General features: G+C 69.3%; 18 protein-coding genes. 9 read left to right on the top strand and 9 right to left on the bottom strand.

Features of this window, described 5'->3' with window-relative positions:
• Positions 1-11: 11 nt before the first annotated feature.
• Complete coding sequence (locus D3869_RS22600) at positions 12-560, bottom strand: hypothetical protein (protein WP_247895981.1); 549 nt, start codon at positions 558-560, stop codon at positions 12-14.
• A 144-nt stretch (positions 561-704) separates the two neighbouring features.
• Positions 705-1421 carry a helix-turn-helix domain-containing protein gene (locus tag D3869_RS22595; RefSeq protein WP_247895980.1) on the bottom strand — a complete coding sequence of 239 codons (717 nt, stop codon included), beginning with the start codon at positions 1419-1421 and terminating at the stop codon, positions 705-707.
• Between the two features lie 910 nt (positions 1422-2331).
• On the opposite strand from D3869_RS22595, the gene D3869_RS22590 reads away from it, so the two are divergent.
• Positions 2332-3564 (top strand): plasmid replication protein, encoded by a 1233-nt coding sequence (locus D3869_RS22590; protein ID WP_137142091.1) that lies wholly within the window; start codon positions 2332-2334, stop codon positions 3562-3564.
• 21 nt (positions 3565-3585) lie between these two features.
• On the opposite strand, the gene D3869_RS22585 is transcribed toward D3869_RS22590, so the two are convergent.
• The 3 genes from D3869_RS22585 to D3869_RS22575 form a co-directional block, all read right to left on the bottom strand.
• The gene (locus tag D3869_RS22585) at positions 3586-4041 is read right to left on the bottom strand and encodes a MarR family winged helix-turn-helix transcriptional regulator (protein ID WP_137142090.1); all 456 of its coding nucleotides are present in this window, start codon (positions 4039-4041) and stop codon (positions 3586-3588) included.
• A 114-nt stretch (positions 4042-4155) separates the two neighbouring features.
• Positions 4156-4575: an organic hydroperoxide resistance protein gene (locus tag D3869_RS22580; protein WP_109068709.1), complete on the bottom strand. Its 420-nt coding sequence runs from the start codon at positions 4573-4575 to the stop codon at positions 4156-4158.
• A gap of 180 nt (positions 4576-4755) precedes the next feature.
• Positions 4756-5439 (bottom strand): lysozyme inhibitor LprI family protein, encoded by a 684-nt coding sequence (locus D3869_RS22575; protein ID WP_137142089.1) that lies wholly within the window; start codon positions 5437-5439, stop codon positions 4756-4758.
• A 444-nt stretch (positions 5440-5883) separates the two neighbouring features.
• Here D3869_RS22575 and D3869_RS33215 point away from each other — a divergent pair, with 444 nt between their 5' ends.
• The 3 genes from D3869_RS33215 to D3869_RS22565 all read left to right on the top strand — a co-directional run bounded on the left by D3869_RS33215 (position 5884) and on the right by D3869_RS22565 (position 10625).
• The gene (locus tag D3869_RS33215) at positions 5884-6054 is read left to right on the top strand and encodes an RSP_7527 family protein (protein WP_175426576.1); all 171 of its coding nucleotides are present in this window, start codon (positions 5884-5886) and stop codon (positions 6052-6054) included.
• 157 nt (positions 6055-6211) lie between these two features.
• Positions 6212-7279 carry an HD domain-containing phosphohydrolase gene (locus D3869_RS22570; RefSeq protein WP_137142088.1) on the top strand — a complete coding sequence of 356 codons (1068 nt, stop codon included), beginning with the start codon at positions 6212-6214 and terminating at the stop codon, positions 7277-7279.
• 13 nt (positions 7280-7292) lie between these two features.
• On the top strand, positions 7293-10625 hold the full coding sequence (locus D3869_RS22565) for a PAS domain S-box protein (RefSeq protein WP_137142087.1): 3333 nt from the start codon (positions 7293-7295) through the stop codon (positions 10623-10625).
• A gap of 137 nt (positions 10626-10762) precedes the next feature.
• On the opposite strand, the gene D3869_RS22560 is transcribed toward D3869_RS22565, so the two are convergent.
• From D3869_RS22560 to proV, 3 genes are read right to left on the bottom strand one after another with little or no spacing between them, the layout of a single operon-like run.
• On the bottom strand, positions 10763-11659 hold the full coding sequence (locus D3869_RS22560; protein WP_247895979.1) for a glycine betaine ABC transporter substrate-binding protein: 897 nt from the start codon (positions 11657-11659) through the stop codon (positions 10763-10765).
• Between the two features lie 41 nt (positions 11660-11700).
• On the bottom strand, positions 11701-12639 hold the full coding sequence (locus tag D3869_RS22555) for an ABC transporter permease (protein ID WP_137142086.1): 939 nt from the start codon (positions 12637-12639) through the stop codon (positions 11701-11703).
• Between the two features lie 2 nt (positions 12640-12641).
• Positions 12642-13838 (bottom strand): glycine betaine/L-proline ABC transporter ATP-binding protein ProV, encoded by a 1197-nt coding sequence (gene proV / locus D3869_RS22550; protein WP_103040458.1) that lies wholly within the window; start codon positions 13836-13838, stop codon positions 12642-12644.
• Between the two features lie 631 nt (positions 13839-14469).
• Between proV and D3869_RS22545 the strand changes: the two genes are divergently transcribed.
• Together D3869_RS22545 and D3869_RS22540 are read left to right on the top strand one after the other, a co-directional pair.
• Entirely contained in the window at positions 14470-16509 is a 2040-nt protein-coding gene (locus D3869_RS22545; RefSeq protein WP_137142085.1) for a M3 family metallopeptidase, read from the top strand.
• A gap of 90 nt (positions 16510-16599) precedes the next feature.
• Positions 16600-17172, top strand: a complete 573-nt coding sequence (locus tag D3869_RS22540; RefSeq protein WP_211114976.1) for a HutD/Ves family protein — start codon at positions 16600-16602, stop codon at positions 17170-17172.
• Between the two features lie 18 nt (positions 17173-17190).
• Here the strand turns inward: D3869_RS22540 and D3869_RS22535 are convergent, their stop codons facing one another.
• Positions 17191-17805, bottom strand: coding sequence for an MliC family protein (locus D3869_RS22535; RefSeq protein WP_137142084.1), 615 nt, complete (start codon positions 17803-17805; stop codon positions 17191-17193).
• A gap of 236 nt (positions 17806-18041) precedes the next feature.
• Here D3869_RS22535 and D3869_RS22530 point away from each other — a divergent pair, with 236 nt between their 5' ends.
• The 3 genes from D3869_RS22530 to D3869_RS22520 are packed head-to-tail and all read left to right on the top strand — an operon-like array spanning position 18042 to position 25785.
• Positions 18042-19394, top strand: a complete 1353-nt coding sequence (locus tag D3869_RS22530) for an MdtA/MuxA family multidrug efflux RND transporter periplasmic adaptor subunit (RefSeq protein ID WP_137142083.1) — start codon at positions 18042-18044, stop codon at positions 19392-19394.
• A 17-nt stretch (positions 19395-19411) separates the two neighbouring features.
• On the top strand, positions 19412-22513 hold the full coding sequence (locus D3869_RS22525) for an MdtB/MuxB family multidrug efflux RND transporter permease subunit (RefSeq protein ID WP_137142082.1): 3102 nt from the start codon (positions 19412-19414) through the stop codon (positions 22511-22513).
• Entirely contained in the window at positions 22510-25785 is a 3276-nt protein-coding gene (locus D3869_RS22520) for an efflux RND transporter permease subunit (protein WP_137142081.1), read from the top strand. Before D3869_RS22525 ends, D3869_RS22520 begins: the two co-directional genes overlap by 4 nt.
• Positions 25786-25845 lie beyond the last annotated feature (60 nt).

Below are 25845 nucleotides of genomic sequence, written 5' to 3'. Positions count from 1 at the left end.
GGGCGGTCAGCTCACCCCATCCGCCGGACCGCTCCCCCGGCCAGAGCGCGCAGCCGGCCGGCGCGGCCGTGGCCCGTCCCCTCGCCCGCCCCGTCTGCGGACGCGCTTCCCGCCGTTGCGATCACCGACAGCCGCCGTGCCAGCGCCCATTCCGCCGCGCAGGCCTCCTCGCACAGCGCCCTCATCTCCGCGATGGACGGGCGCCATTTCTGCGTGCGGCGCCAGCTCCGCGCCGCCGCGTCGACCGCCCAGGCCGGAAACTCGCCGAGATCCTCCGCCCAGTCGAGCGCGACCAGATGCTCCACCTCCGGCGCGGTTCCCTTGGCCGGATAATGGCTGAGCAGGGCCAGAACGCGGGCCAGCAGATGATCCGGCGTCGCCGGGGCCAGGATCGAGCCGGTCAGCTCGTCGAGCGCCCGCCGCGCCATCAGCGCGTGCTGGGCGGTCACCCCGTCGGGCGGGCTCCAGTCCTCGATCACCCCGTCGAAACCGCGGTCGCCGAAGCGTGGCCGCTGCTCCAGCCGTCCGGAGGCGAGGACGTCCCGGAGGGGTGTCGGCAAGGCTGAAACCAGCGCGGCGCGGCGCTCGGCCGCGGGGCGGACGGGTCGAAGGCCGGTGGTGGACGGGTCGGCAAGGGTGTCACGACCGATGGGCTTGGAACCCCGGGCGGGGCGGAACGCGGCTGTGCGGCCATGGTGTGTCCTTTACCTCCAGGCTTGCGGGATGACCGGCGGGACGTGGGCGGCGTTGAGCTTGGCCGCCGCGGCCATCCAAGCACCGAGCTTCTGTTCGGGAGCGGGGACGTTCGATGACGGCCTTCCGGGGGTGGCGGGGGCCGTCGGCCGGAGCATCGGCGCCCTGCCGGCGGCGGCGTCCTGCGCCAGCCAAGCCTTCCAGGCGGCTCCGGTGTCACGGTAGCGGTAGCCGTGGGCTTGGCAGCGCAGGCGGAATCCTTCGGCGTGACGGTCGAGATCGACCCCGGCGAAGCGGCTTTCGGCCCAGGCGCGATCCCCGGCGTCCGGCGTCCAGCCGTCCGGCACGGCTTGCGCAGGCCCGTGTGAAGCGTGCGAGTCCGGAGTCTGTTCGGATTCCGGCTGTTTCTGTCGCACCGGTGCACATGGGGAGTCGGCGGGGGCGACATCCCTGGCCGGCGTCTGCACAGGGGACATTCCGCTTTGCTCGCACATCGTACCGGCCGCCGGAATCGGTCCGTCGCCGGGGATCAGCCGCAGCCGGTACCGGCAGGACAGGCGCCCGCCCGAGGCGGAACGGCGGGACTCCCTTTCGATCACTCCGGATTCGGCGAGATGGCCGAGGATGCGGTTCACCGTGCTGCGGCTGCGCTTCAGCGCGGTGGCGAGCGTCGCCTGCGACGGCCAGCATTCGCCGCGGGCGTTGGCGTAGGTCGCCAGCGCCGCCAAAACGGCCAGACCGTCGGCGTCGATGGCGGGGTGTCCAAGCCACCAGGCCGGAATCCGGCCCCACCGCCCGGTGTCGGGGGCGGGCCGGACTCTGGTGGGGCGTCATCCGGTGGGGCGCCCATGGCTGTGTCGTCGCGCGGTGTCATGATGCGGTCTCCGCAAGGCAATCGGGACCGGCTCCGCACGGACGGCGGGCCGGTGACTTTGCGGATCAGGATTCCCAGCGGCGCGCGCCTCTTCAAACCGCGGGCAATCGCTCCATAGCCGGGCATGGAGTGGGAACCCGCGCCGTTGAAGCCCTGGCTCGCGCTCCTGGAGCCTTTGCCCGCCGTTATGGAGCGATTGCCCGCGCTTCATCGCCGAATCGGAATCCTGGAGCGCGAACCCGCGCCCCTGGAGCGATAGCCCGCGCCTTCGGAGTCGGATGCATGGAGCCATTGGCCGCGGCCGGCGGGCCGGAGCATGGAGCAACAGCCCGCGGTTCGGCGGAAGATCCTCCGCCCATCATGGAGTGATAGCCCGCGAGTATGGAGCGATAGCCCGCGCCCTGCCCTCTGCCCCTGCCCCTGATGGCGAGCACGGGATGGAGCTTTTGCTCGCGCTTCGCCGATCTGACCCCTGGAGTTCCGACTCGCGGAGGGACTCGCGGCCCTGGAGCGATAGCCCGCGCCTTGGTCCTCGCTTCGGTCATCGTCGGCGCCGGGCGATTCGCAGCGTGCCGCGGAGTCGCGGACAGAGTCGAAGGACGTCAACGCGGTGCCGGAAAAGCGCGGGCTATCGCTCCATACCCGCGGGCTATCACTCCATGGGCGCGGGCAAAGGCTCCATACCGAAGGAGGTCGCCCGTCACGAAGCGGTTGTCAGCGCGCGCCGGCCGCCGCATGGTCATAGCCGGGCAAGGAGGGATTGGATGAGCAAGATCGCGACACCCGGCGCGCTGCAACTGGTTCTGTTCGAGCTGGAGGACCGCTCCCAGTCGCACCTGATCGCGCTGTACGATCTGGCGCCGCGCTACGTCTTCGCCTCGCGCGACGGCGGGCGGTCCGCGGAGACCGCGCCCGCGAAGGGCAATTTCGTCGCGTCGATCAAGCGCGAGTTCACCTATCACGGCAGCACCTTCCACCTGACCATCCAACCGGCCCGTCTGACCAAGATGGTCAACCGCGACCTGGTCAACCGCGACGACGGGGCCGCCCAGGCCGACGGCCAGACCGAGATCGAATACGAGGTCTTCCCCGCCGAGCGCGAGCAGGTGGTGGAGCATGTGGTGCGCCGCCTCGCCATGGACCGCTCGCGCCTGTCGCTGGGCGGCGAGAACCGCGACAAGGTCCAGATGCGCTTCACCCTCTACGAGATCCAGCGGGAGCTGAAGGCGGTCGGCCACACCCTGTCGATCCGCGACATCCGCGAATCGCTGACCATCCTCGCGCGCTCGCGCATCATCATCGGCAAGCCGGCGGAGGGGGTGAAGAAGGGCCGCGGGGCCAATCTGCTGGAATCCACGGCCTTTCCGGTGCTGGCCATCCGCTCCCGCCCCGACCTGATCGGCGACGAGGGGGGCGACGAGGAGACCCACCTGCAGTTCAACCCGCTGGTCTCCTCGGCCATCCGGAACCTGGAATTCAAGCCGGTCAGCTACCAATGGCTGATGCGGCTGAAGAGCCCGGTGTCCCGCTGGCTCTACAACCGTCTCAGCGCCGAGTACGACTATTCGGGCGCGGAGGCGCCGGGCGACCTGGGCGCCAAGGCGATGACCCTGTCGGCGGACGAGATCATCAAGAACAGCGGCATGAATGTGTGGAGCCGCCGCCGCGACACGCTGCGCGCGGTGACCTCGGCGGTGGACGCCCTGGTCGAGGAGGGCATCCTGACCAGCGCGGAGAAGCTCTACGACAAGGTGGGCGCCCGCATCGAGGGGATCACCTACGTGATGCTGCCCAGCGCCAAGTTCCTGGCCCAGGTGCGCAAGGCGCAGGCGGTGGAGAGCGCCAACGTGGCGGCCATGCGGGCGATCACCGGCGACGACCGCCGGCCGACCGACTTCGTGCCGGTCACCCCCGCCACGACGGTGGAAACCCGTGCCCGCCGCGCCAAGCGGCTGACCGAGGAGTCGCCGCGCCTGCCGATGGCCGAGGCCGGCTGAGCGATCCCTTCGCGGCCGGGCTCAGTCCCGGTCGGCGGCGGCGTGCAGCGAGTCGCGCAGGCGCAGCAGGGCGTCGCGCAGACCGGCGAGGTCCGGCAGCGGGCAGTTGGCCGCCGCGGCGATGTGCTCCGGCAACGCCGTCGCCCGCTCCCGCAGGGCGGTGCCCTGGGGCGTCAGATGAATGCGCACGAGCCGCTCGTCCGCCGGGTCGCGCCCGCGGGTGATCAGCCCCTGCCCTTCCAGACGCTTCAGCAGCGGGGTCAGCGTGCCGCTGTCGAGCAGCAGCCGTTCCCCCAGCGCCTTCATGGTCTGGCCGTCCTGCTCCCAGAGAAGGAGCATGACCAGATACTGCGGGTAGGTCAGCTCCAGCGCGTCCAGCAGCGGGCGGTACACCCGCGTCATCGCCAGATTCGCCGAATAGAGGGCGAAGCAGGCCTGGTTGGCCAGAAGCAGCGGGTTGTCGTTCTCGGTGCTCATCGTTCGGGGGTTCCCAATCAGGAACGCGTCGCGGGCCTGTTGCGCGCAACCCCATAGCGCATGGGGATATGGCGCGCAACAGACCCAAGAGCGTGAAACCCTGCTATGCGCCCGTTACGCGATGACCGTGTTCACCGCGATGTTGCCCTTGGTCGCGTGGCTGTAGGGGCAGACCTTGTGGGCGCGGGCCACCAGATCCTCGGCCGCCGCCTTGTCCAGGCCGGGCAGCGAGACGGTGAGGTCCACCGCGAGGCCGAAGCCCTCGCCGTCGTCGCGCGGGCCGATGCCGACCTGGGCGGTGACGGTGGCGTCCGCCGGAACGGCGATCTTGTCGCGGCCGCCGACGAACTTCATGGCGCCGATGAAGCAGGCCGAATAGCCGGCGGCGAACAGCTGCTCGGGGTTGGTGGCGCCGCCCTTGCCGCCCAGTTCCTTCGGGGCGGCCAGCGCCACCGACAGCAGGCCGTCGTCGCTCTCCGCCTTGCCGTCACGCCCGCCGGTCGCCGTCGCCTTGGCCGTGTAGAGGGTCTTCATTGCGTGCACTCCTTTGAACAGATGGATCGTTTCATCGGGGAAGCGGGTTGCCGCTTGTTGTCGAGGGAGACTGTCGCGCAAAATTGAATTGCGCGCAATATGATTGGTCATGCGCCATCAGATTGCGCGCAATGCATTTGCGGAATGGCACTGGGGCACACGCTTCGCAAGGGAAACGGGTCAGGACGCGCGCCGGTAGTTCCAGAGCAAGCTGCCGTTGTGGCCGCACCAATAGCCGCTGGCGGCGCGGTTGGGCTCCAGGTCGGGGATGACGACCCCGCCGTCCTCCCCGGCGACCATAATCAGGCCGCCGCCCTCCGCGTCCGGCGTGCCGACGGCCAGCCGCCCCCGGTCGTCCAGCCGCCCGATGCCGGAAAAGTCGCACACCCAGCGTCCCGACGAGGGTTCGGCGCCGCTGACGCTGACGGCGACGGTCCCGTCGCGCAGGGCAATGGCGGCGATGCCGATGAATCCCTCATGGTCGAAGAGGCCGACATACCGCGCGACGGGCGACGGCGGTGTGGCGGGATCGGTGCGGAAGGACAGGATGGCCATACGTCCATCGTAGGCGCGGCGCAGGCAGGCCGCGTCGGCCCGGCAGGTGTCGCGGTCGCGCAGCCAGGCCCGCTGGTCGGCCTTCACGGCGGCCCCGGCGGCGCCCTCCTCCGGGCTGGCGCCCGACAGGCGCTCCAGGGCGGCGCGATAGGTCGCGGCCAGCCGCTCGTCCAGAGCGGAGAGCCCCGGATCGGCGCAGATCGTCTTCTCCGTCGGGGTGGTGGCCTTCGAGCAGGGAAAGCCCGCGGCGGCGGCGGTGGTGGTCGGCAGGGCCAGGAGGCCAAGGGCGAGCAGCGCTGGGCGGAGCATGCGGATGTCCCTTCGACGGTCGGGCTTCGACTCTGCCGTGGCTGCGGAGAGCGGTCAACCCGTCCTCCGGGGATCATCCGGTCTTCTGCGTCCCTGCCTCATCTCCGAAGCAGGAAATCCGCGCTTCGCAGCGCTGCGGAAGTGTCCGCCGTCACAGCGCTGTGATGAACTCTTTTAACAGCGCTGCGAAGACTTGTGTGCGTGAAAGATCATGCTCCATTTTATTCTGTGTTGTGCGCTGCATCATAGTAATGGAAGCCATGCGTTATCGGCGCGTCGTCTTTCGGGGAGGCGGTGTCAATATATCCAGGCAGGCAGCACCGCCCCTTCGCCGGCATCGCGCAGGCCCCTTGCACGGCCCGCCGCCGACCCCGGCGCCCGAGCGGCACCGCCAGAGACATTTTCCATCGAACCGCGGCCCTTGATGCCGCCATGAGGACAGCCATGAACGCCGATAGCTTTGCCACCCCCCTGTCGTCCACGGAACTGCGCAACATCCGCCGTCAGGCGGAAGCCCTGCGGGCCGCCTACCTGCGCAGCCTGTTCCGCCGTCTGGCGGCGGCCTTCAGCCGTCCGGGCGCGGCGACCAACGGCGGCCTGACCGCCGCCCGCTGAGGCGCACCCGACAGAGCAGGTCCCCTGCACGCGGCCGGACCGTCCGGCCGCGACTTTTTTCGCCCGCACATGACCAGTTTTAGCAAGATTCGTTAAGATTTTGCCGTGTATCATTTTCTAATGATACCCGAAATGGTGGTCTGGGGCGGGCGCAAAAATGCAGGTTGTAATCGTCGATGACGATCCCTCCACGCTGTTCATCACCAGCGCGGTCATCCGGCGGATCGACGACGCGGAGCCCATCGGCATGGGCAGCCCGCTGGAGGCGCTGGACTGGTTGGCCGTCAACACGCCCGACCTGATCCTGATCGATCACGTCATGCCGGAACTCGACGGCATGGACGTGCTGGAGCGCATCCGCGCCCAGCGGCATCTCGCCGACGTTCCGGTGGTGATGATCACCGCCGACACGTCGGTGAAGCTGCGGGTGGCCGCCCTTGAAAGCGGCTGCACCGATTTCCTGACCAAACCCATCATCGTGCCGGAACTGCTCGCCCGGGCGCAGAACCTGCTGCGCCTAAGGCTGGGCCAACGGATGATGCGCGATCAGGCCGCCGTGCTGCGCAGCCGGGTGGAGGAGGCGACCGCCCAGCTCCGCCAGCAGGCCCAGGAACTGGTGGCCCGCCTCGCCCGCGCCGCCGAATACCGCGACCCGGAAACCGGCCTGCACATCGAGCGGATGGCGAACTACTCGCGCGTCATCGCCGAAAGCCTCGGGATGGACCCCGACGACTGCGCCCGGCTGGCCGAGGCCGCGCCGATGCACGACATCGGCAAGATCGGCATTCCCGACGCCATCCTGCTGAAGCCCGGCCGGTTGACCGACAGCGAGATGCGGGTGATGCGCGAGCATCCGGCGATCGGCCACGCCGTGCTGCAGGGCAGCGAGCATCCGCTCATCTGCGAGGCCGCGGAGATCGCGCTCGGCCATCATGAGAAGTACGACGGCACCGGCTATCCCAAGGGCCTGCGGGGCGAGGAGATTCCGCTGGCCTGCCGCATCGTCGCCATCGCCGACGTCTTCGACGCGCTGACCACCGCGCGTCCCTACAAGGCTCCCTGGCCGCTCGACACCGCGAAGGCCTACATCGTCGAGCACAGCGGCACCCATTTCGACCCGGCCTGCATCGACGCCTTCCTGCGCGCCTGGACGTCGATCCTCGCCATTTACAATGCCCATCCCGACCCGGTCTTCACCGGGGCGGACGGCGCCGCGTTCCGCTAGACGGGAGGCCGCGATGCCGGACACCCCCGCTTCCCTGCCCCTGCCCGAACACGGCCACCGGGCCTATGCGTTCCGGTCCAGGGCGCTGGTCTCCGGGGTGTGGATGGCCACGCTCCTGCTGACCGCGGCGGCCTGGACCGCGGCCCTCTATCTGACGGATCGCGACCAGCGCGACGCGCTTCAGCGGGCCGAGCGCGACACCGGCAATCTGGCCCACATCATCGCGGAACAGACCACGCGCGCCATCGCCGGAACCGACCGCATCCTCTCCTTCATCGGCTACGATCTCTACCGGCTGGGCAGCCAGAGCCCGCTGCTGCGCGACGTGATGCGCAACGCGACGCTGGATTCGGACCTGCTCCTCCAGCTCGCCTACGCGGACGGCAAGGGCGACCTGATCCAGACCAGCGTGGACAACGCCCCGGCCCGTGTCAATCTGGCCGACCGCGAGCATTTCCGCGTGCACAAGGAGGGCACGGTCGAAGGGCTGTTCATCAGCCGGCCGGTCTTCGGGCGGGCGTCGGGCAAATGGTCGATCCAGCTCAGCCGCAAGGTCACCGCCCCGGACGGCGGGTTCGGCGGGATGATCGTCGCCTCGCTCGACCCCTTCTACTTCGGGCGCACCTTCGACAATCTGGACGTCGGCCATGACGGCGTCATATCCATCATCGGCCGCGACGGCATCCTGCGCGCGCGCAGCGTCATGGACGACCGCATCATCGGATTGGACCTCGGCAAGTCGCCGATCCTGCGGGAGGCTCAGGAGAAAACACAAGGCTTCCTGCGCTCGGTCAGTCTGATCGACGGGGTGGCCCGCCTGACCAGCTTCCGCAGCCTTCAGAACTACCCGCTGATCGTCAGCGCGGGCTTCGGCGAGGCGGAGTTCATGGCCGAAACCCGGGCGCGGCAGCGGGCCTACTCCGTCGGAGCGGGCCTGACCACCGCCCTGCTGTTCGTCCTGGCCACGCTGGTGACGTTGCAGAGCCGTGCCCAGGAACGCGCCCATGCCACGCTGGACGAGGCGGCGCGGCATCTGCGCGCCAGCAAGACGAAGCTGCGCGACATCGCGGAAACGGCGTCCGACTGGTTCTGGGAAATGGACGCCGACCTGTGTTTCGCCGGCGTATCCGGAGCCTATGCCGGATCGATCCGCGATCCGGATCTGTACAGGGGCCGGCGCTGCGAGGACATCGCCCTGCACGAAGCCGGCGACGGCGCCCATTGGGAGGAGCAGCGCCGCGTCCTGGAGGACCGGCAACCCTTCCGTGATTTCGAGTTCGCGGTCCGCGGACCGGACGGCGACACCCGCATCTGGTCGCTCAGCGGCAAGCCGGTCTTCGACGATCAGGGCGCCTTTGCCGGTTACCGCGGCTCCGGCTCCGACGTGACGGAGCGGCGTCGGGCGGAACGGTCGCTGGCCGACAGCGAGCGGCGCTACCGCGCCATGTTCGCCGCGGTCGGCCAGCCCATCGTGGTGACCGACCAGAACGCCGTGATCACCGGCTTCAACCCGGCGGCGGAGGCCCTCTTCGGTTTCCGCGAGGCGGAGATGATCGGGCGCAACGTCAGCGCCCTGATGCCGGACGGGCACGCCCTCAACCACGACCGCCTGTTCCGGGCGTACCAGGCCAGCGGACGGGGGAGCCCGAGCGGCGTGGTCCGCGAGGTGCCGGTCCGGCGCGCCGACGGCACGCTGGTGCCCACCGAGATCGCGCTGTCGAGTTGGCGGGCCGGCGGGCGGGAGCATTTCATCGGTGTCTTCCACGACCTGTCCAAGGCCAAGCAGATCGAGGCCGACCTGCGCCGCGCCCGCGACAGCGCCGAACACGCCAACCGCATGAAGAGCGAGTTCCTGGCGACGATCAGCCACGAGATCCGCACGCCGATGAACGGCGTGCTGGGCACGCTGACCCTGCTGGACGGCGAGGGGCTGGATGCCGAGGAGCGGCGTCTGGCCGGAGTCGCCCGCCGCTCGGCGGAAAGCCTGCTGCGGCTTCTGGACGACATCCTGGACTTCTCCAAGCTGGAGGCCGGGCGGATCGCCATTGAAGAGGAGACCTGCGCACCCGCCGAGCTCGTGGAGGCGGTGATGGCGGTGTTCCAGCCCTCGGCGACGGAGAAGGGGCTGTCCCTGTCCTGCCGCATGCTGCCCACCGTGCCGGAGGCGGTGGTCACCGACCCGGCACGACTGCGGCAGATCCTGTTCAATCTGGTCGGCAACGCCGTCAAGTTCACCAGCGCCGGCCAAGTGGCCGTGCGTGCCCGCCGCGGCGCCGATCTGCCGAACGGGCGTTTCTTTCTGGAGTTCGAGGTGGAGGACAGCGGCATCGGCATCGCCGCGGAGGCCATCCCGTCCCTGTTCGACCGCTTCACCCAGGCCGACAGCTCCATCACCCGCCGTTACGGCGGCACCGGCCTGGGGCTGGCAATCTGCAAGGAATTGTGCGGGCTGCTCGGCGGGATGATCTCCGTCATCAGCGCGCCGGGCAAGGGAAGCCTGTTCCAGTTCTCGGTCGCCTGCGCGCCGGGCGATCCGGCGGCGCTGCGCCACGCCGCGGAGGCGCCGCCGGCCGCCCCCCTGCCGCCCTTGCGGGTTCTGGCGGTGGACGACAACGCGGTGAACCGGGACATCGTGCGCGGCCTGCTGGTGCGCGGCGGGCACAGCGTGGTCACCGCCGTGGATGGCGAGGAGGCGGTGCGGACCGTGGAGCGGGCGGAGGAGCCCTTCGACGTGGTGCTGATGGACATCCAGATGCCCGGCATGGACGGGCTGACCGCCACCCGCCTGATCCGCGCCTTGCCGGCGTCGCGCAACGGGGTACCGGTGATCGCGCTGACCGCCCACGCCTCGGGCAGCTCGCTTCCCGAATGCATGGCGGCGGGCATGAACGGGTTCGTGCCGAAGCCATTGCGCCCGGCGGCGCTCGACGCGGCGATCCGTTCCGTCGTCGGCAGCCCCGCGTCCAAGGTGGTTGCCGAGGCGGCTCCGGAAACCGCTCCGGCGGTGGACCTGCTGGACCGCGAACAGGTGGACAGCGTGGCCGAAGCCCTCGGCCCGGAGAGCTGGGCCGAGGCCGTGCGGGGCTTCTCCCGCACCGCGCGGGAGCAGGTGGCGCGGATCAGCGCCGCCCTGGCCAGCGGCGAGGAGCACCGCCGCGCCGCCCACACGCTCAAGGGGCTGTCCTGGAACGTGGGGGCGAAGCGGCTGGGCGACCTCGCGCTGGCGCTGGAAAAGGCGCCGCCCGAGGAGGCCCTGGCCCTGGCTGGAAGCCTGGAGGGCGTGCTGAAGGACAGCGTCGAGGCCCTGTCCGAATCCTTGTACGAACCCTCGTCCGAGCCGTTGTGAGGCTCGGACGAGGGACACGGGCCTGTTAAAGCGGATTGCAATCCGCTTTGGACCGCGCCGGCGGTCCCGGTCGCACATGCGACCGGAGCCCGCCGGCGAATGAGGCGCTATGAGTCTAAAGCGAACGGAAGTTCGCTTTAGGAGGCCGGCATTTCGCCGGTCACCCAATAGTCCACGCGCTGCTTGTTGTTGGCGATGTAGGTGTCGATCGCCTTGTCATAGGAGGTGGCGTCGGCCTCGAGCATGATCTTCTCCAGATCCTCCAGCGGCAGGTACATCCGGGTCAGGAACTCGGCGACCTTGGGGTGCTCCTGGTAGAAATTCTTGCGGGCCATGACGTGGACGCGCTCCAGGCCGCCCAGCGAGCCCTTCGGGTCCTCCAGGTAGCGCAGCTTCCACTTGGCGAACATCCAGTGCGGGCTCCAGGCGGTGACGGCGATCCAGTCCTCGCGCCGCTCGGCGCGGCCGAGCGCGGCGGTCATCGCGGCGCCGCTGGCCGACACCAGCTCGTAGCCGTCGAGGCCGTAGTCCTTCAGCGCCTTCTCCGACGCCTGCATCAGGCCCGAACCGGGGTCGATGCCCTGGATCTTGCCCTTCAGCTTCTCACGGATTTCCGGCTTGGCGAGGTCGGCGATGGTCTTCACCTGATCCTCCGGCACATAGTCCGGCACCGCCCAGCCCAGGCGGGCGCGGGTGTAGAGCATGCCCAGCGGCACGATGTCCTTGCCGACCTTGTCCAGGTAGGAGGCGTGGGTGGTCGGCAGCCAGGACATCATCATGAAGTCGAGGTCGCCCTTGGCGAGCCCCTGATACTGCAGGCCGATGTCGGCCAGCACCAGCTCGACCGGCTGATCCAGCCGTTCCTGGATGAGGCGCTGGGCGAGCTTGGTCACCGCCTCGGCGTCGGACCAGGCGGTCCAGCCGATGCGGACCGGCTTCTTGTCCTCTGCGGCGAAACCGGCGGAGGACAGGGCGGTGCTGCCGATCACGGCGGCGACGCCGAGGGCCATCATCTTCAGAAACGTGCGTCTCATGCAAAAAATCCTTTGTTTTGTAAGGCTTTGGGGATGGCGGTTCATCCCGCTTCCGTGACTCCGTGCGTGGGAGACAGGTGCGCGTCGTCCTTCGTCTGCGCCGCGCGGCGGCGGTTCAGCAGGGAGCGCAGGGCGGACCGGGGGGAGCGCCCCCCCGCGTCCGGGGTTCCGAAACTCTGGGTGATGCGGTCGAGCAGGATCGCCAGGATCACCACGGCCAGACCGCCCTCGACGCCGAGGCCGATGTCGAGCCGCTGGATGCCGCGCAGCACCTCGTTGCCGACGCCGCCCGCCCCGATCATCGAGGCGATGACGACCATCGACAGCGACAACATGATGGTCTGGTTGATGCCCGCCATGATCGACGGCAGCGCCGTCGGCATCTGCACCTTGAAGAGGAGCTGGCGCGGCGTGCAGCCGAAGGCGAGGCCGGCCTCGACCAGCTCGTGCGGGACCTGCCGGATGCCCAGGCTGGTCAGGCGGACGACCGGCGGCATGGCGAAGATGATCGTCGCGATGATCCCCGGCACGCGGCCCAGCCCGAACAGCATGGCCGCCGGGATCAGGTAGACGAAGGCCGGCATGGTCTGCATCAGGTCGAGCGCCGGACGCACCACCGTTTCCACCCGGTCGTTGCGCGCGGCGACGATGCCCAGCGGAACGCCGATGGTCAGGGCGATGGCGGTCGCCGTCAGCACCAGGGCCAGAGTGTCCACCGTCTGGTGCCACATGCCCAGCCCGGCGACGACCAGCAGCGAGGCCGCGGCGAACAGCGCGAAGCGCCAGCCGTTCCGCCACAGCCCGATCAGCACCACGATGGCGGCCAGCGCCACGCCGGGCAGCGAGGTCAGGGCGGCCTGGACGCCGTCGGCGACCGCGCCGACCACGAGGTCGATGCCGTCGAACAGCCATTGCGCATGGTCCAGGAGGAACATCACGGCGGCGTCGGCCCAATCACCGATGGGAAGCTTGAACTCCATGGTCAGCGCGTCCGTCCAAGGGTTTCCAGATAGGCGGTCTTGGAGATCGCCCCGACATAGGCGCCCTGCCCGTCCACCACCGGCAGCGGGCACGGGGCCGACGCGATGCGCGGCAGCACCTCGTCCATCGGCAGGTCGACGGGAAGCGGCTCGATGCCCGGAAGCAGCGCTTCGTCCAGCGTGGCGGAGCCGTTGTGCCGCTCGATGGCGGTGACCAGCGTCTCCACCGACACCACGCCGTGGAAGCGGCGGCGGCCGTCCTGGACGTAGCCGAATTCGCGGTCGCGCTCGCGCAGCTGGCGGACGGCGGCGCGCGGGCCTTCGCCGGTGTGGCGGATCAGAGTCACCTGATCGCGCCGGGCGATGTCGCCCGCCGTCAGAATCTTGGTGACGTCGATGTTGCGGAAGAAGGAGCGGACGTAATCGTTGGCCGGCTGCTTCAGGATCTCGTCCGGGCGCCCGACCTGGATGATCTGGCCGCCTTCCATGATGGCCAGCCGGTCGCCGATGCGGATCGCCTCGTCCAGGTCGTGGCTGATGAAGACGATGGTGCGCTGCCGTTCGGCCTGAAGGCGCAGCAGCTCGTCCTGCATCTCCGTCCGGATCAGCGGATCGAGGGCCGAGAAGGCCTCGTCCATCAGCAGGACGGACGGCTCGTTGGCGAGCGCGCGGGCCAAGCCGACGCGCTGCTGCATGCCGCCCGACAGCTCCCGCGGGAAGCTTTCCGCGTAGGCGCCAAGGCCGACCGCGTCCAGCGCCTGCTGCGCCTTGTCGCGCCGCGCCTTCAGGCTTTCCCCGGCGATCTCCAGCCCGAAGGCGGCGTTCTCCCACACCCGCAGGTGCGGCAGCAGGGCGAAGGACTGGAACACCATGCCGAGGTCGCGCCGCCGCAGCTCGGTCAGCTCGGCGCGCGACAGCTTGGTGATGTCCCGCCCGTCGATCCGGATTTCGCCCGCGGTCGGGTCGATCAGCCGGTTGAGCATGCGGACCAGCGTCGATTTGCCGGAGCCCGACAGGCCCATGATGACGAAGATTTCACCGGCCTCGACCTCGAATGTGGCGTCGAGGACACCGACGGTCTGGCCGGTGCGTTTGAAGATCTCTTCCTTGGAAAGACCCGCCTTCAGCAGGTCGAGCGCCTGACGTGGGTGGCGCCCGAAAATCCGGGTGACGCCGTTTACGGCGATTTTCGCGGTCATCCGCTGATGCCTCCGCTCTTGGCAAAATGCGTGTGGTTCCGGAGCCCGAACGGGACCGGTCCGTCTTGCAGCCTTCATTGGAAGCAGGGGGAAGCAGGGGCGCGCCGGGGGTGGAGAGGCACGCAAGGCAAGGACTTTCGTCCGCACGCCAGCAATTTTGACAGCCGCGTTGCGACTGCCTCCCGCCAACCATAGGGAAAGTAAAGTTACATGAGAAAACGCAAAAACAGCGAAGACTCATGAAATTGAAGGCCATATGAACAAGAAAACAGATTTATCTATGCATGCATACCGATGTCACCTCTGAAACAGACTGGCGTTGTAGGGAAATGCGTGCACGGAATGGCGCTCCTGAAGCGCGTTCAAGAGGACAATTCCTGGCCGCCACTGACAAGAGGCTAACAAACTTTAGGGGAGATTTGAAGCCTTTTTATGTCTCGGTTGGATATGGCACCGGATCAATGTCGTTCAAGCGTGAATTTAAAGGCTTATTATCCTAATTCCGCGTTGCGGTTCCCTCCGTTTTCGCCGCTCTGGGATGCGGCCTGCGGCGACCGGCGTGTTGTGGCGGAAGACCGGTTGCGGCACCATGTTCGGCATGTCTTCCGTTTCCGGTCAGCAAGGGGCCTTGATGAGCAACCCGTTCTTCGAAACCTGGACCACGCCCTTCGGCCTGCCGCCCTTCGACCGCATCCAGGCCGAGCATTTTCCGCCCGCCTTCGACCATGGCATGGCGGAGAACATCGCGGAGATCGCGGCGATCACCGGAAACCCCGACGCCCCGACCTTCGCCAACACCATCGAGGCGATGGAGCGCAGCGGGCGCTTCCTGAACCGGGTCGGCGGCGTGTTCTGGAATTTGAACTCCAGCAACACCACCGACGCGCTGGAGACCATCGCCCGCGACTACGCGCCGAAATTCGCCCAGCATTCCATGCGGATCGCGCTGGACCCGGCGCTGTTCGCCCGCGTCGCCGACCTGTACGAGCGGCGCGACACGCTGGGCCTCGCCCCCGACCAGCTCCGCCTGCTGGAGCGCCAGCATCTGGGATTCGTGCGCAGCGGCGCGCTGCTGCCGCCGGACGCCAAGGCGCGGATGACCGCGATCACCGAGCGGCTGGCGACCCTGCACACGCTGTTCGGCCAGAACGTGCTGCACGACGAGAAGGACTGGCAGCTCGTCCTTGAGGAGAGCGATCTCGCCGGCCTGCCCGACTTCGCGCGCAACGCCGCCGCCCAGGCCGCCAAGGAGCGCGGGCAGGAGGGCAAGTACGTCATCACGCTGGCCCGCTCCTCGGTGGAGCCGTTCCTGACCTTCTCGGCCCGCCGCGACCTGCGGCAGGTGGCATACGAGGCCTGGATCCGCCGCGGCGAGCATGAGGGCGAGCACGACAACCGTCCGCTGATCCGGGAGATCGTCGCGCTGCGCACCGAACAGGCGAAGCTGATGGGCTACGCCAGCTACGCCGACTTCAAGCTGGACGACAGCATGGCGAAGGACACCTCCGCCGTCGAACGGCTGCTGCTTCAGGTCTGGGGGCCGGCCAAGGAGAAGGCCGCCGCCGAGCGCGCGGAGCTTCAGGACTGCGCCCGGGCGGAGGGCATGAACGAGCCGATCGCCCCCTGGGACTGGCGCTACTACGCGGAGAAGGTGCGGCAGGCCAAGTACGACATCGACGAGGCGGAGGTGAAGCCCTACTTCGTCCTGGAGAACATGGTGCGCGCGGCCTTCGACACCGCCGGGCGCCTGTTCGGGCTGACCTTCACCGAGCGGCCCGACCTGCCGGTCTACCACCCGGACGTCCGCGTCTACGAGGTGACGGAGAAGGACGGGCGCCATGTCGGCATTTTCCTGCACGACAATTTCGCCCGCTCGTCGAAGCGCTCCGGCGCCTGGATGAGCAGCTACCGCGACCAGGAGAATTTCGACGGGGCGGTGTCGCCGATCATCGTCAACAACAACAACTTCTCGAAGGGCGAGCCGACGCTCCTCAGCTTCGACGACGCCGAGACCCTGTTCCACGAATTCGGCCATTTCCTGCACGGCTGCCTCAGCGACGTGCGCTATCCGAGCCAGTCCGGCACCTCGGTCCGCCGTGACTTCGTGGAGCTGCCGTCGCAGATCTACGAGCACTGGCTGGCCGTTCCGGAAACGCTGTCCACCTACGCCCGCCATCACCAGACCGGGGAGCCGATCCCGCAGGACCTGCTGCGCCGCCTGCTCGCCGCCCGCAACTTCAACCAGGGCTTCGGCACGGTGGAATACACCGCGGCGGCGCTGCTCGACCTGGAGTTCCACACCCGCAGCGACGCCGCCGACACCGATGTCGCCGCCTTCGAGCGGTCGGTGCTGGACAAGATCGGGATGCCGACGGAAATCGCGGTGCGCCACCGCCCGACCCATTTCCAGCACCTGTTCGCCGGCAGCGGCTACGCCGCGGGCTATTACGCCTATCTGTGGGCGGAGGTGCTCGACGCCGACGGCTTCGAGGCGTTCCTGGAGACGGGCAACCCCTTCGACCCGGACCTTGCGGCGAAGCTGAAGACGATCTATTCGTCGGGCGACACCCGCGACCCGATGGAGCTGTACACCGCCTTCCGCGGACGCGAGCCGCGCATCGAGGCGCTTCTCAAGCACCGGGGCCTGACCCAGTCGCTCGGGGACGCCTGACGCACCGCCCATCGGCGCCGCAGACACATTGACGAGGACAAGGGACGGGGGACCGGGCCGGACGCCCTCCCCCGCCCCGTGAGGATTCTGATGGCTGTTTCTCTTCTCGACCCCGCCCGCTACCGCCGCATGCCCTGGAAGAACGGCGGCGGGACGACCACCGAAATCGCCCTCCAGGAGCTGCCCGGCGAGGCCGGCCGCTTCCTCTGGCGGGTCAGCATCGCCGATGTGGCGGAGGCCGGTCCCTTCTCCGCCTTCACCGGCTACGAGCGGCTGATCGCCGTGGTCGAGGGCGCCGGCATGCGGCTGACCGTGGACGGCGTCCCGGCGACCGTGACCAACCGCGCCGACGCCTTCCGCTTCTCCGGCGACGCCGCGGTGGACTGCGCCCTGCTGGACGGGCCGATCCGCGACTTCAACCTGATCTTCGACCGCGAGCGGGCCGACGCCCGGCTCGACATTCTTCCGGCCGACAAGGTCGCGGACATTCCCGCCGGCGGCGTGGCGCTGGTCCACGCGCTGGACGGCGAGGTGATCCTGCGCACCGGCGACAGCGTGGCGCGGGTGTCGCCGGGCTGGACCGCCCGTCTGGACGCCGCCGCCACGCTGGAGACCGGGCCGGGCGCCTGCGCCGTCCTCGCCCGCGTCGCCGTGCGCGGGTAAAGGCCCCGGAACGCGGGGCTACGGCGCCTTCCGGCAGGTCATCTCCGGAGCGCCGTAGCCCCAGGTCACCCGCGCTTCGCCCTGATGCTCCCAGAAGCTCTCGTTGCGGCCCTGGTAGCGGGCGCCGGACGCCGCCGGCTGGCCGACCATCAGCGAGACGGCGTCGCCGCGCTCGGCGATCATCGTCGGCGGGTCGGTCTCGAAGAAGGTGGCGGTCAGCTCGCCGGCCGCGTGGCCATCGCAGGCGAAGCGGACCGGACCGATGGCGGGCACCAGCCGGTATCTGGCCTGAAGCTCGGCGATGCGCAGGCGGTATTGCTCCTCGACGCAGGCGCGCTGGTCGGCGGCCTTCCAGCAGTCGTTCCGGCCCTTGATCCAGCCGCGCTGCTCCGCCTTCAGGACCGGCGGACGCTCGTTCACCGCCTTGGCCGCGGCCGCGCCATAGACCCCGACCAGCTTGCGGTCGAGCGCCGACAGGGCGGGGTCGGCGCAGATCGTTTGCTCGATGCTGCCCGTCTCAACCCCCGCGCAGGAGAAGGTCGGCCCGGAGGGTTCGGCGGCAAGGGCGCCGCCGCCGACGGCCAATGACGCCGTCACGAGGAAAATCCGCAATGCGTTGCGACGCGCGGGCATCGGGCCTCTCCCTCTCCGTTTCCCTGGGCTGGGTCAGAATGCCGCGTTCCGCCCCCCGGCAGAAGACACGCCTGCGCCGCCCCTCGACGCTGTTACCGAGCGTTACAAATCTAATCCCTTCTGGACATATTCTGCGCGCGGCGCCGTGATAGCGTCCCGCCGGGATGGGGGCTGGGCCATCGGCACCCCTCCCGACGCGACTTTCCGGACGACGCCCGCAGGCGATGAAGGACCCGATGGATTTGGACACGCCCCTGAAACCGCCGCCCGCGCCCGGGCCGGACCGTTCCGCCACGGCAGCGCCGGAGGCCCGCCGGGACCGGACGGCACCGGAGACCCAGCGGACCGACGCGCCCAGGCGCCGCTCGATCCTGGGCCGGGTGCTGGCGTGGCTGGTGGTGCTGGCGCTGATCGGCGGCGGGGTCTGGTGGTTCGCTTTCCGCCCGGCGCCGGAGATGGCAGGGCGCGGCGGCCCCGGCGGGTTCCGGCCCGGCATGCCGACCGCGGCACCGGTGGTGACCGCCAAGGTCGAGAAGGGCGACATGCCGATCCGGTTGAACGGGCTGGGCACCGTCTCGTCGCTCGCCACCGTCACGGTGCGCCCGCAGGTCGGCGGCCAGCTCACCCAGGTCGCCTTCACCGAGGGACAGGCCGTGCAGAAGGGCGACTTCCTGGCGGAGGTGGACCCGCGCCCCTTCCAGCTCGCCGTCGAGCAGGCCGAGGCCCAGCTTCTGCGCGATCAGGCGCTGCTGAAGAACGCCCGGCTGGACCTGGAGCGCTACCGCCTGCTGGTCAAGCAGGACTCCATCGCCAAGCAGCAGCGCGACACCCAGGAATCGCTGGTCCAGCAGTATGAGGGCACGGTGAAGGCCGATCAGGTGGCGGTGGAAAACGCCAAGCTGAACCTGTCCTACACCCGCATCACCGCCCCCGTTTCCGGCCGGGCCGGTCTGCGGCTGGTCGATCCCGGCAACTACGTCACGGCGGGCGAGGCGGGCGGCATCGTCGTCATCACCCAGGTGCAACCGATCTCCGTCCTGTTCACCCTGCCGGAGGACAACATCCCGGCGATCATGGCGCGGCTGCGCGGCGGGGCGACCCTGCCGGTGACCGCCTATGACCGGACGCGCGACCGCGTGCTGGCGACCGGGACGCTGACCACGGTGGACAACCAGATCGACGTGACCACCGGTACGGTGAAGCTGCGCGCCCAGTTCGACAACGCCGACCAGTCGCTGTTCCCCAACCAGTTCGTCAACGTCCAGCTTCTGGTGGACACGCTGGCCGGCGTCCCGATGGTGCCGGTGGCGGCGGTGCAGCGCGGGGCGCCCGGCACCTATGTCTATGTGGTGAACGGCGAGGACAGCACGGCCTCGGTCCGCCCGGTGACGCTGGGCGCCAGCGACGGGGCGAAGACCGTGATCACCCAGGGGGTGCAGCCCGGCGAGACGGTGGTGATCCAGGGCGCCGACCGGCTGCGCGAGGGCGCCAAGGTGGCGGCGACCGACGGCTCGGCCCCGTCGGCGGCTCCCACCCCGTCCAGCGAGGGGCCGCGCCCGCAGCGCCGCCCCCAGCGCAACGCGTCGTAACGCGCGTCCCTGCCGCCATGAACATCTCCCACCCCTTCGTCGTCCGTCCGGTCGCCACCTCGCTGCTGATGCTGGCGATCCTGCTGGTGGGGGCGGTGTCCTACCGCTTCCTGCCGCTGTCGGCGTTGCCGGCGGTGGAATACCCGACGATCCAGGTCCAGACCTTCTTCCCCGGCGCCAGCCCGGAGGTGATGACCTCCTCGGTCACCGCGCCGCTGGAACGCCAGCTCGGCCAGATGCCGGGGCTGGTGCAGATGTCCTCGGTCAGCGCCGCCGGGGCGTCGGTCATCACGCTGCAGTTCGGGCTGGAACTCAGCATCGACATCGCGGAGCAGGAGGTGCAGGCGGCCATCAACGCCGCCGGGAACCTGCTGCCGTCGGACCTGCCGGCCCCGCCGATCTACGCCAAGGTCAACCCGGCGGACGCGCCGATCCTGACGCTGGCCCTGACGTCGAAGACGTTGCCGCTGACCCAGGTGCAGGACCTCGCCGACAGCCGCTTCGCGCAGAAGCTGTCGCAGCTTCCCGGCGTCGGTCTGGTCAGCCTCAGCGGCGGGCACCGGCCGGCGGTGCGCATCCGCGCCAACGTCCAGGCGCTGGCCGCCTACGGGCTGAACATCGACGACCTGCGCAGCACCATCAACACGGCCAACGTCAACTCGCCCAAGGGCACCATCGACGGGCCGACCCGCAACTACACCATCAACGCCAACGACCAGCTCCGCCGGGCCGACGAGTACAAGGACCTCGTCGTCGCCTACCGCAGCGGCGCCCCGGTGCGCCTGTCCGACGTGGCCGACGTGGTGGACAGCGCCGAGAACACCCGGCTGGGCGCCTGGATGAACGACACGCCGGCCATCCTCCTGAACATCCAGCGCCAGCCCGGCGCCAACGTGATCGAGGTGGTGGACCGGGTGAAGGAGATGCTCCCCAACCTGACCGCCGCCCTGCCCGGCTCGGTCGACGTCGCCGTGCTGACCGACCGCACCGTGACCATCCGCGCCTCCGTCGAGGACGTGCAGATGGAGATGATGGTGGCCATGGGGCTGGTGGTGCTGGTCATCTTCCTGTTCCTGCGCAACATCCCGGCGACGATCATCCCCAGCCTGTCGGTGCCGCTGTCGCTGGTCGGCACCTTCGCGGTGATGTATCTGGCGGGCTTCAGCCTGAACAACCTGTCCTTGATGGCGCTGACCGTCGCGACGGGCTTCGTCGTCGACGACGCCATCGTGATGATCGAGAACATCGCCCGCCATGTGGAGCGCGGCGAATCCCCGCTCCAGGCCGCGCTGAAGGGGTCGAAGCAGATCGGCTTCACCATCGTGTCGCTGACCGTCTCGCTGATCGCGGTGCTGATCCCGCTGCTGTTCATGGGTGACGTGGTCGGCCGGCTGTTCCGCGAGTTCGCCATCACGCTGGCCGTCACCATCCTGATCTCCGCCGTCGTCTCCCTGACGCTGGTGCCGATGCTCTGCGCCAAGCTGCTGCGCTACCGCGAGCCGCGCGAGATGTCCGCCATCGCGCGGCGCAGCGAGGCGTGGTTCGACGCGGTGATCGCCGGCTACGCCCGCACGCTGCGCTGGGTGCTGGACCGCCAGGGGGCGACGCTGCTGGTCGCCGTGGGCACGCTGGCGCTGACGGTGGTGCTCTACACCGCCATCCCCAAGGGCTTCTTCCCGGCGCAGGACACCGGCCTGATCCAGGGCGTGACGGAGGCCACCCAGTCCGTCTCCTACGCGGCCATGGCGGAGCGGCAGCGGGCGCTGGCGGTGGAGGTGCTGAAGGACCCCGACGTGGTCAGCCTGTCCTCCTTCATCGGGGTGGACGGCAGCAACACCACCATGAACAGCGGGCGCCTCCTCATCAACCTGAAGCCGAAGGAGCAGCGGACGGATCCTGTGGCCGACATCATCCGCCGCATCCGCCAGAACACCGCCGCCGTCCCCGGAATTGAGCTGTTCATGCAGCCGGTGCAGGACCTGACCATTGACGCCACGGTCAGCCGCACCCAGTACCAGTTCGTGCTTGAGGACGCGAATCCCGAGGAGCTGCGCGCCTGGGCGCCGAGGCTGATCGACCGGCTGGCCGCGGTGCCGGAGATCACCGACGTCACCAGCAACCTTCAGGAGAAGGGGCTGTCGGCCTCCATCACCATCGACCGCGACACCGCCGCACGTTACGGCGTCACCACGGCGGCCATCGACAACGCGCTGTACGACTCCTTCGGCCAGCGCATCGTCTCGACCATCTTCACCCAGGCCAACCAGTTCCGCGTGATCCTGGAGGCCGACCCCGACCGCATGACGGTGGACCAGCTGCTGACCTCCATCCATCTGCCCTCGGCGGGCGGCGGGCAGGTGCCGCTGGCCGCCTTCGCCCGGATGGAGGTGCGCAACGCGCCGCTCCAGATCAACCATTTCGGGCAGTTTCCGGCGGTCACCGTCTCCTTCAACCTCGCGCCGGGGGTCTCGCTGGGCGCCGCGGTCAAGGCCATCGAGGCGGCGGAGCAGGAACTCGGCCTGCCGGCCAGCGTGCTGACCCGCTTCCAGGGCGCGGCGCTGGCCTTCCAGGCGTCGCTGGGCAACCAGCTGCTGCTGATCCTGGCCGCCATCGTCACGATGTACATCGTGCTGGGCGTCCTCTACGAGAGCTACATCCACCCGATCACGATCCTCTCCACCCTGCCCTCGGCCGGCGTGGGGGCGCTGATCGCGCTGATGCTGGCCGGGCATGACCTGGACATCATCGCCATCATCGGCATCATCCTGCTGATCGGCATCGTGAAGAAGAACGCGATCATGATGATCGACTTCGCGCTCGACGCCGAGCGGGAGGAGGGCAAGCCGCCGCGCGAGGCGATCTATCAGGCCTGCCTGCTGCGCTTCCGCCCGATCCTGATGACGACGATGGCGGCGCTGCTCGGCGCCCTGCCGCTGATGCTCGGCACCGGCACCGGGTCGGAGCTGCGCCAGCCGATGGGCGTGTCCATCGTCGGCGGGCTGATCCTCAGCCAGCTTCTCACCCTCTACACCACGCCGGTGATCTATCTGGCCTTCGACCGGCTGGCCGCGCGTCTGCGCGGGCGTCCCGGCGGGCAGGCGGAAGGGGCCGCGCGATGAGCTGGGCGGCCAACCTGTCGGCGCCCTTCATCCGGCGGCCGGTGGCGACGACCCTGCTGACGCTCGGGCTGGCGCTGGCCGGGGCGCTGGGCTTCGTGGGGTTGCCGGTGTCGCCGCTGCCGCAGGTGGATTTCCCGACCATCTCGGTCACCGCCTCGATGCCCGGCGCCAGCCCGGAGACGATGGCGGCGAGCGTCGCGACACCGCTGGAGCGGCATCTGGCGCAGATCGCCGACGTGACGGAGATGACCTCCTCCAGCTCCGCCGGATCGACGCGCATCACGCTGCAATTCGGGCTGAACCGCGACATCGACGGCGCGGGGCGGGAGGTGCAGGCGGCCATCAACGCCGCCCGCGCCGACCTGCCGTCCAGCCTGCGCAGCAACCCGACCTACCGCAAGGTCAACCCCGCCGACGCCCCGATCCTGATCCTGACCATGACCTCGGCGACGCTCAGCCAGGGGCAGCTCTACGATTCCGCGGCGACCGTGCTCCAGCAGAAGCTGTCGCAGGTGGAGGGCATCGGGCAGGTCAGCATCGGCGGCAGCTCGCTCCCCGCCGTGCGGGTGGAGCTGAACCCGCGCGCCCTGTTCCAGTACGGCATCGGGCTGGAGGACGTGCGCGCCGCCATCGCGTCCGCCAACGCCAACGCCCCCAAGGGCGCCGTCGAGGACGGGGAGCTGCGCTTCCAGATCTACACCAACGATCAGGCCCGGAAGGCGGAGGAATACCGGTCGCTGGTCATCGCCTACCGCAACGGGGCGGCGGTCCGCCTGTCCGACGTGGCCGAGGTGTCGGACAGCGTGGAGGATCTGCGCAACGCCGGCATCACCAACGGCAAGCCGTCGGTCCTGCTGATGCTGAACCGCCAGCCGGCGGCCAACATCATCGAGACGGTGGACCGGGTGAAGGCCATGCTGCCGGAGCTTCGCGCCTCCATCCCCGCCGACATCGACCTGTCGGTTTCCAGCGACCGCACCACGACCATCCGCGCCTCGCTGGCCGAGGTGGAGCACACGCTGATCATCGCCGTCGCGCTGGTGGTGATGGTGGTGTTCCTGTTCCTGCGCAACGCGCGGGCGGCGCTGATCCCCAGCGTGGTGGTGCCGGTGTCGCTGGTCGCCACCTTCGGCGCCATGTATCTGCTCGGCTACAGCCTGAACAACCTGTCGCTGATGGCGCTGACCATCGCCACCGGCTTCGTGGTGGACGACGCCATCGTCGTTCTGGAGAACATCGCCCGCCACATCGAGAACGGGATGTCCCGCACCCAGGCGGCGCTGCGCGGCGCGCGGGAGGTCGGCTTCACCGTCCTGTCGATGAGCGTGTCGCTGGTCGCCGTCTTCATCCCGATCCTGCTGATGGGCGGCATCGTCGGGCGGCTGTTCCGCGAATTCGCCCTGACCCTGTCCATCGCCATCCTGGTCTCGATGGTCATCAGCCTGACCACCACGCCGATGATGTGCGCCGTCCTGCTGCGCGAGCCGCGCAAGGCCAGGGAACCGGGCCGCGCCATGGCCGCCCTGCGCCGGGTCGGGGCGCGGATCGGCGCCCAAATCGGTGGCGGGACGCTTCGCCTCTACGACCGGACGCTGACGGCGGCGCTCGACAACAGCCTGCTGACCATGGTGGTCTTCGCGGCGACGGTGGCGCTCAGCGTCCATCTTTTCACGATCATCCCCAAGGGCTTCTTCCCGCAGCAGGACACGGGCCGGCTGATCGGCTTCGTCGTGGCGGACCAGAGCACCTCCTTCACGCTGATGAAGGAGAAGATGGAGCGCTTCGTGGCGCTGGTGCAGGCCGACCCGGCGGTGGACACGGTGGTCGGCTACACCGGCGGCAGCCGGACCAACAGCGGCTTCATGGCCGTCTCGCTGAAGCCGCTGGCGCAGCGCGACGTCACCGCCGACGCGGTGATCGCCCGGCTGCGCACCCAGCTCACCCAGGTCCCCGGCGCCAACCTCTACCTGTCGGTCATGCAGGATTTGCGGGCGGGGGCGCGGCAGGCCAACGCCAACTACCAGTTCACGCTTCAGGGCGACACGCTGGACGAGCTGCAGACCTGGGCGCCCCGCCTGACCCAGGCGCTTCAGCAGGTGCCGGAGCTGACGGAGGTGAATTCCGACCAGCAGCAGCGCGGTCTGGCGCTGGAGGTGACGGTGGACCGCGACGCCGCGGCGCGGCTGGGCCTGTCCTTCAACCAGATCAACAACACGCTCTACGACGCCTTCGGCCAGCGCTCCGCCTCGACCATCTACAACCCGCTGAACCAGTACCGCGTCATCATGGAGGTCGCCCCCCAGTACCGCGAGGACCCGGAGATGATGAAGGACATCCTCATCAGCAAATCCGGCGGGGCGGTCAGCGGGACCCAGGCGACCAGCGCCATCGCCGGGGCTGCCACCGCCGACACGGAGGCCGCGCGCAACCAGCGCATCAACCAGATCGCTGCCACCGGCCGCACCGCCGCCTCCACCGGATCGGCGCTCAGCACCGGCGTGGAGACGATGATCCCGCTCTCGGCGATTGCCCGCGTCTCGCTGGAGAACACGCCGCTGTCGGTGAACCACCAGGGGCCGTTCGTCGCCACCACCCTCTCCTTCAACCTCGCCCCCGGAGTCTCGCTGGGCGAGGGACTGGCCGTCATCCGCCACACCATGGACCGGATCGGCGTGCCAACGACCATCCAGGGCAGCTTCCAGGGCACCGCGCGGGTGTTCCAGCAGTCGATCGGCGACCAGCCGGTGCTGATCCTGGCGGCGCTGCTGGCTGTCTACATCGTGCTGGGCGTGCTCTACGAGAGCTACATCCACCCGCTGACCATCCTGTCCACCCTGCCCTCCGCCGGGGTGGGGGCGCTGGTCGCGCTGATGACGCTGGACAAGGAACTCAGCATCATCGCGCTGATCGGGGTGATCCTGCTGATCGGCATCGTCAAGAAGAACGCGATCATGATGATCGACGTGGCGCTGGAGGCGGAGCGGAGCGAGGGGCTGGACCCCCGCACCGCGATCCACCGCGCCTGCCTGCTGCGCTTCCGCCCGATCATGATGACCACGCTCGCCGCCCTGCTGGGCGCCCTGCCGCTGGCGCTCGGCTCCGGCGACGGGGCGGAGCTGCGCCAGCCGCTGGGCATCGCCATCGTCGGCGGTCTGGTCGTCAGCCAGATGCTGACCCTCTACACGACGCCGGTCACCTACCTGTACCTCGACCGCTTCCGGCTGTGGTGCCGGCGGCGCTGGCGGCGCCCCGAGGCGGGTGTCGCGGTATGATGGCGCCCATCGTAGCCCTCCCCCCTCCGGGGAGAGGGTGGCCCGCAGGGCCGGTGAGGG

It is taken from the genome of Azospirillum brasilense (assembly GCF_005222205.1).
Taxonomy (GTDB): domain Bacteria; phylum Pseudomonadota; class Alphaproteobacteria; order Azospirillales; family Azospirillaceae; genus Azospirillum; species Azospirillum brasilense_G.
Note: the sequence above shows the minus strand (reverse complement) of the source record. Positions and strands in the feature narration are given on the sequence as shown.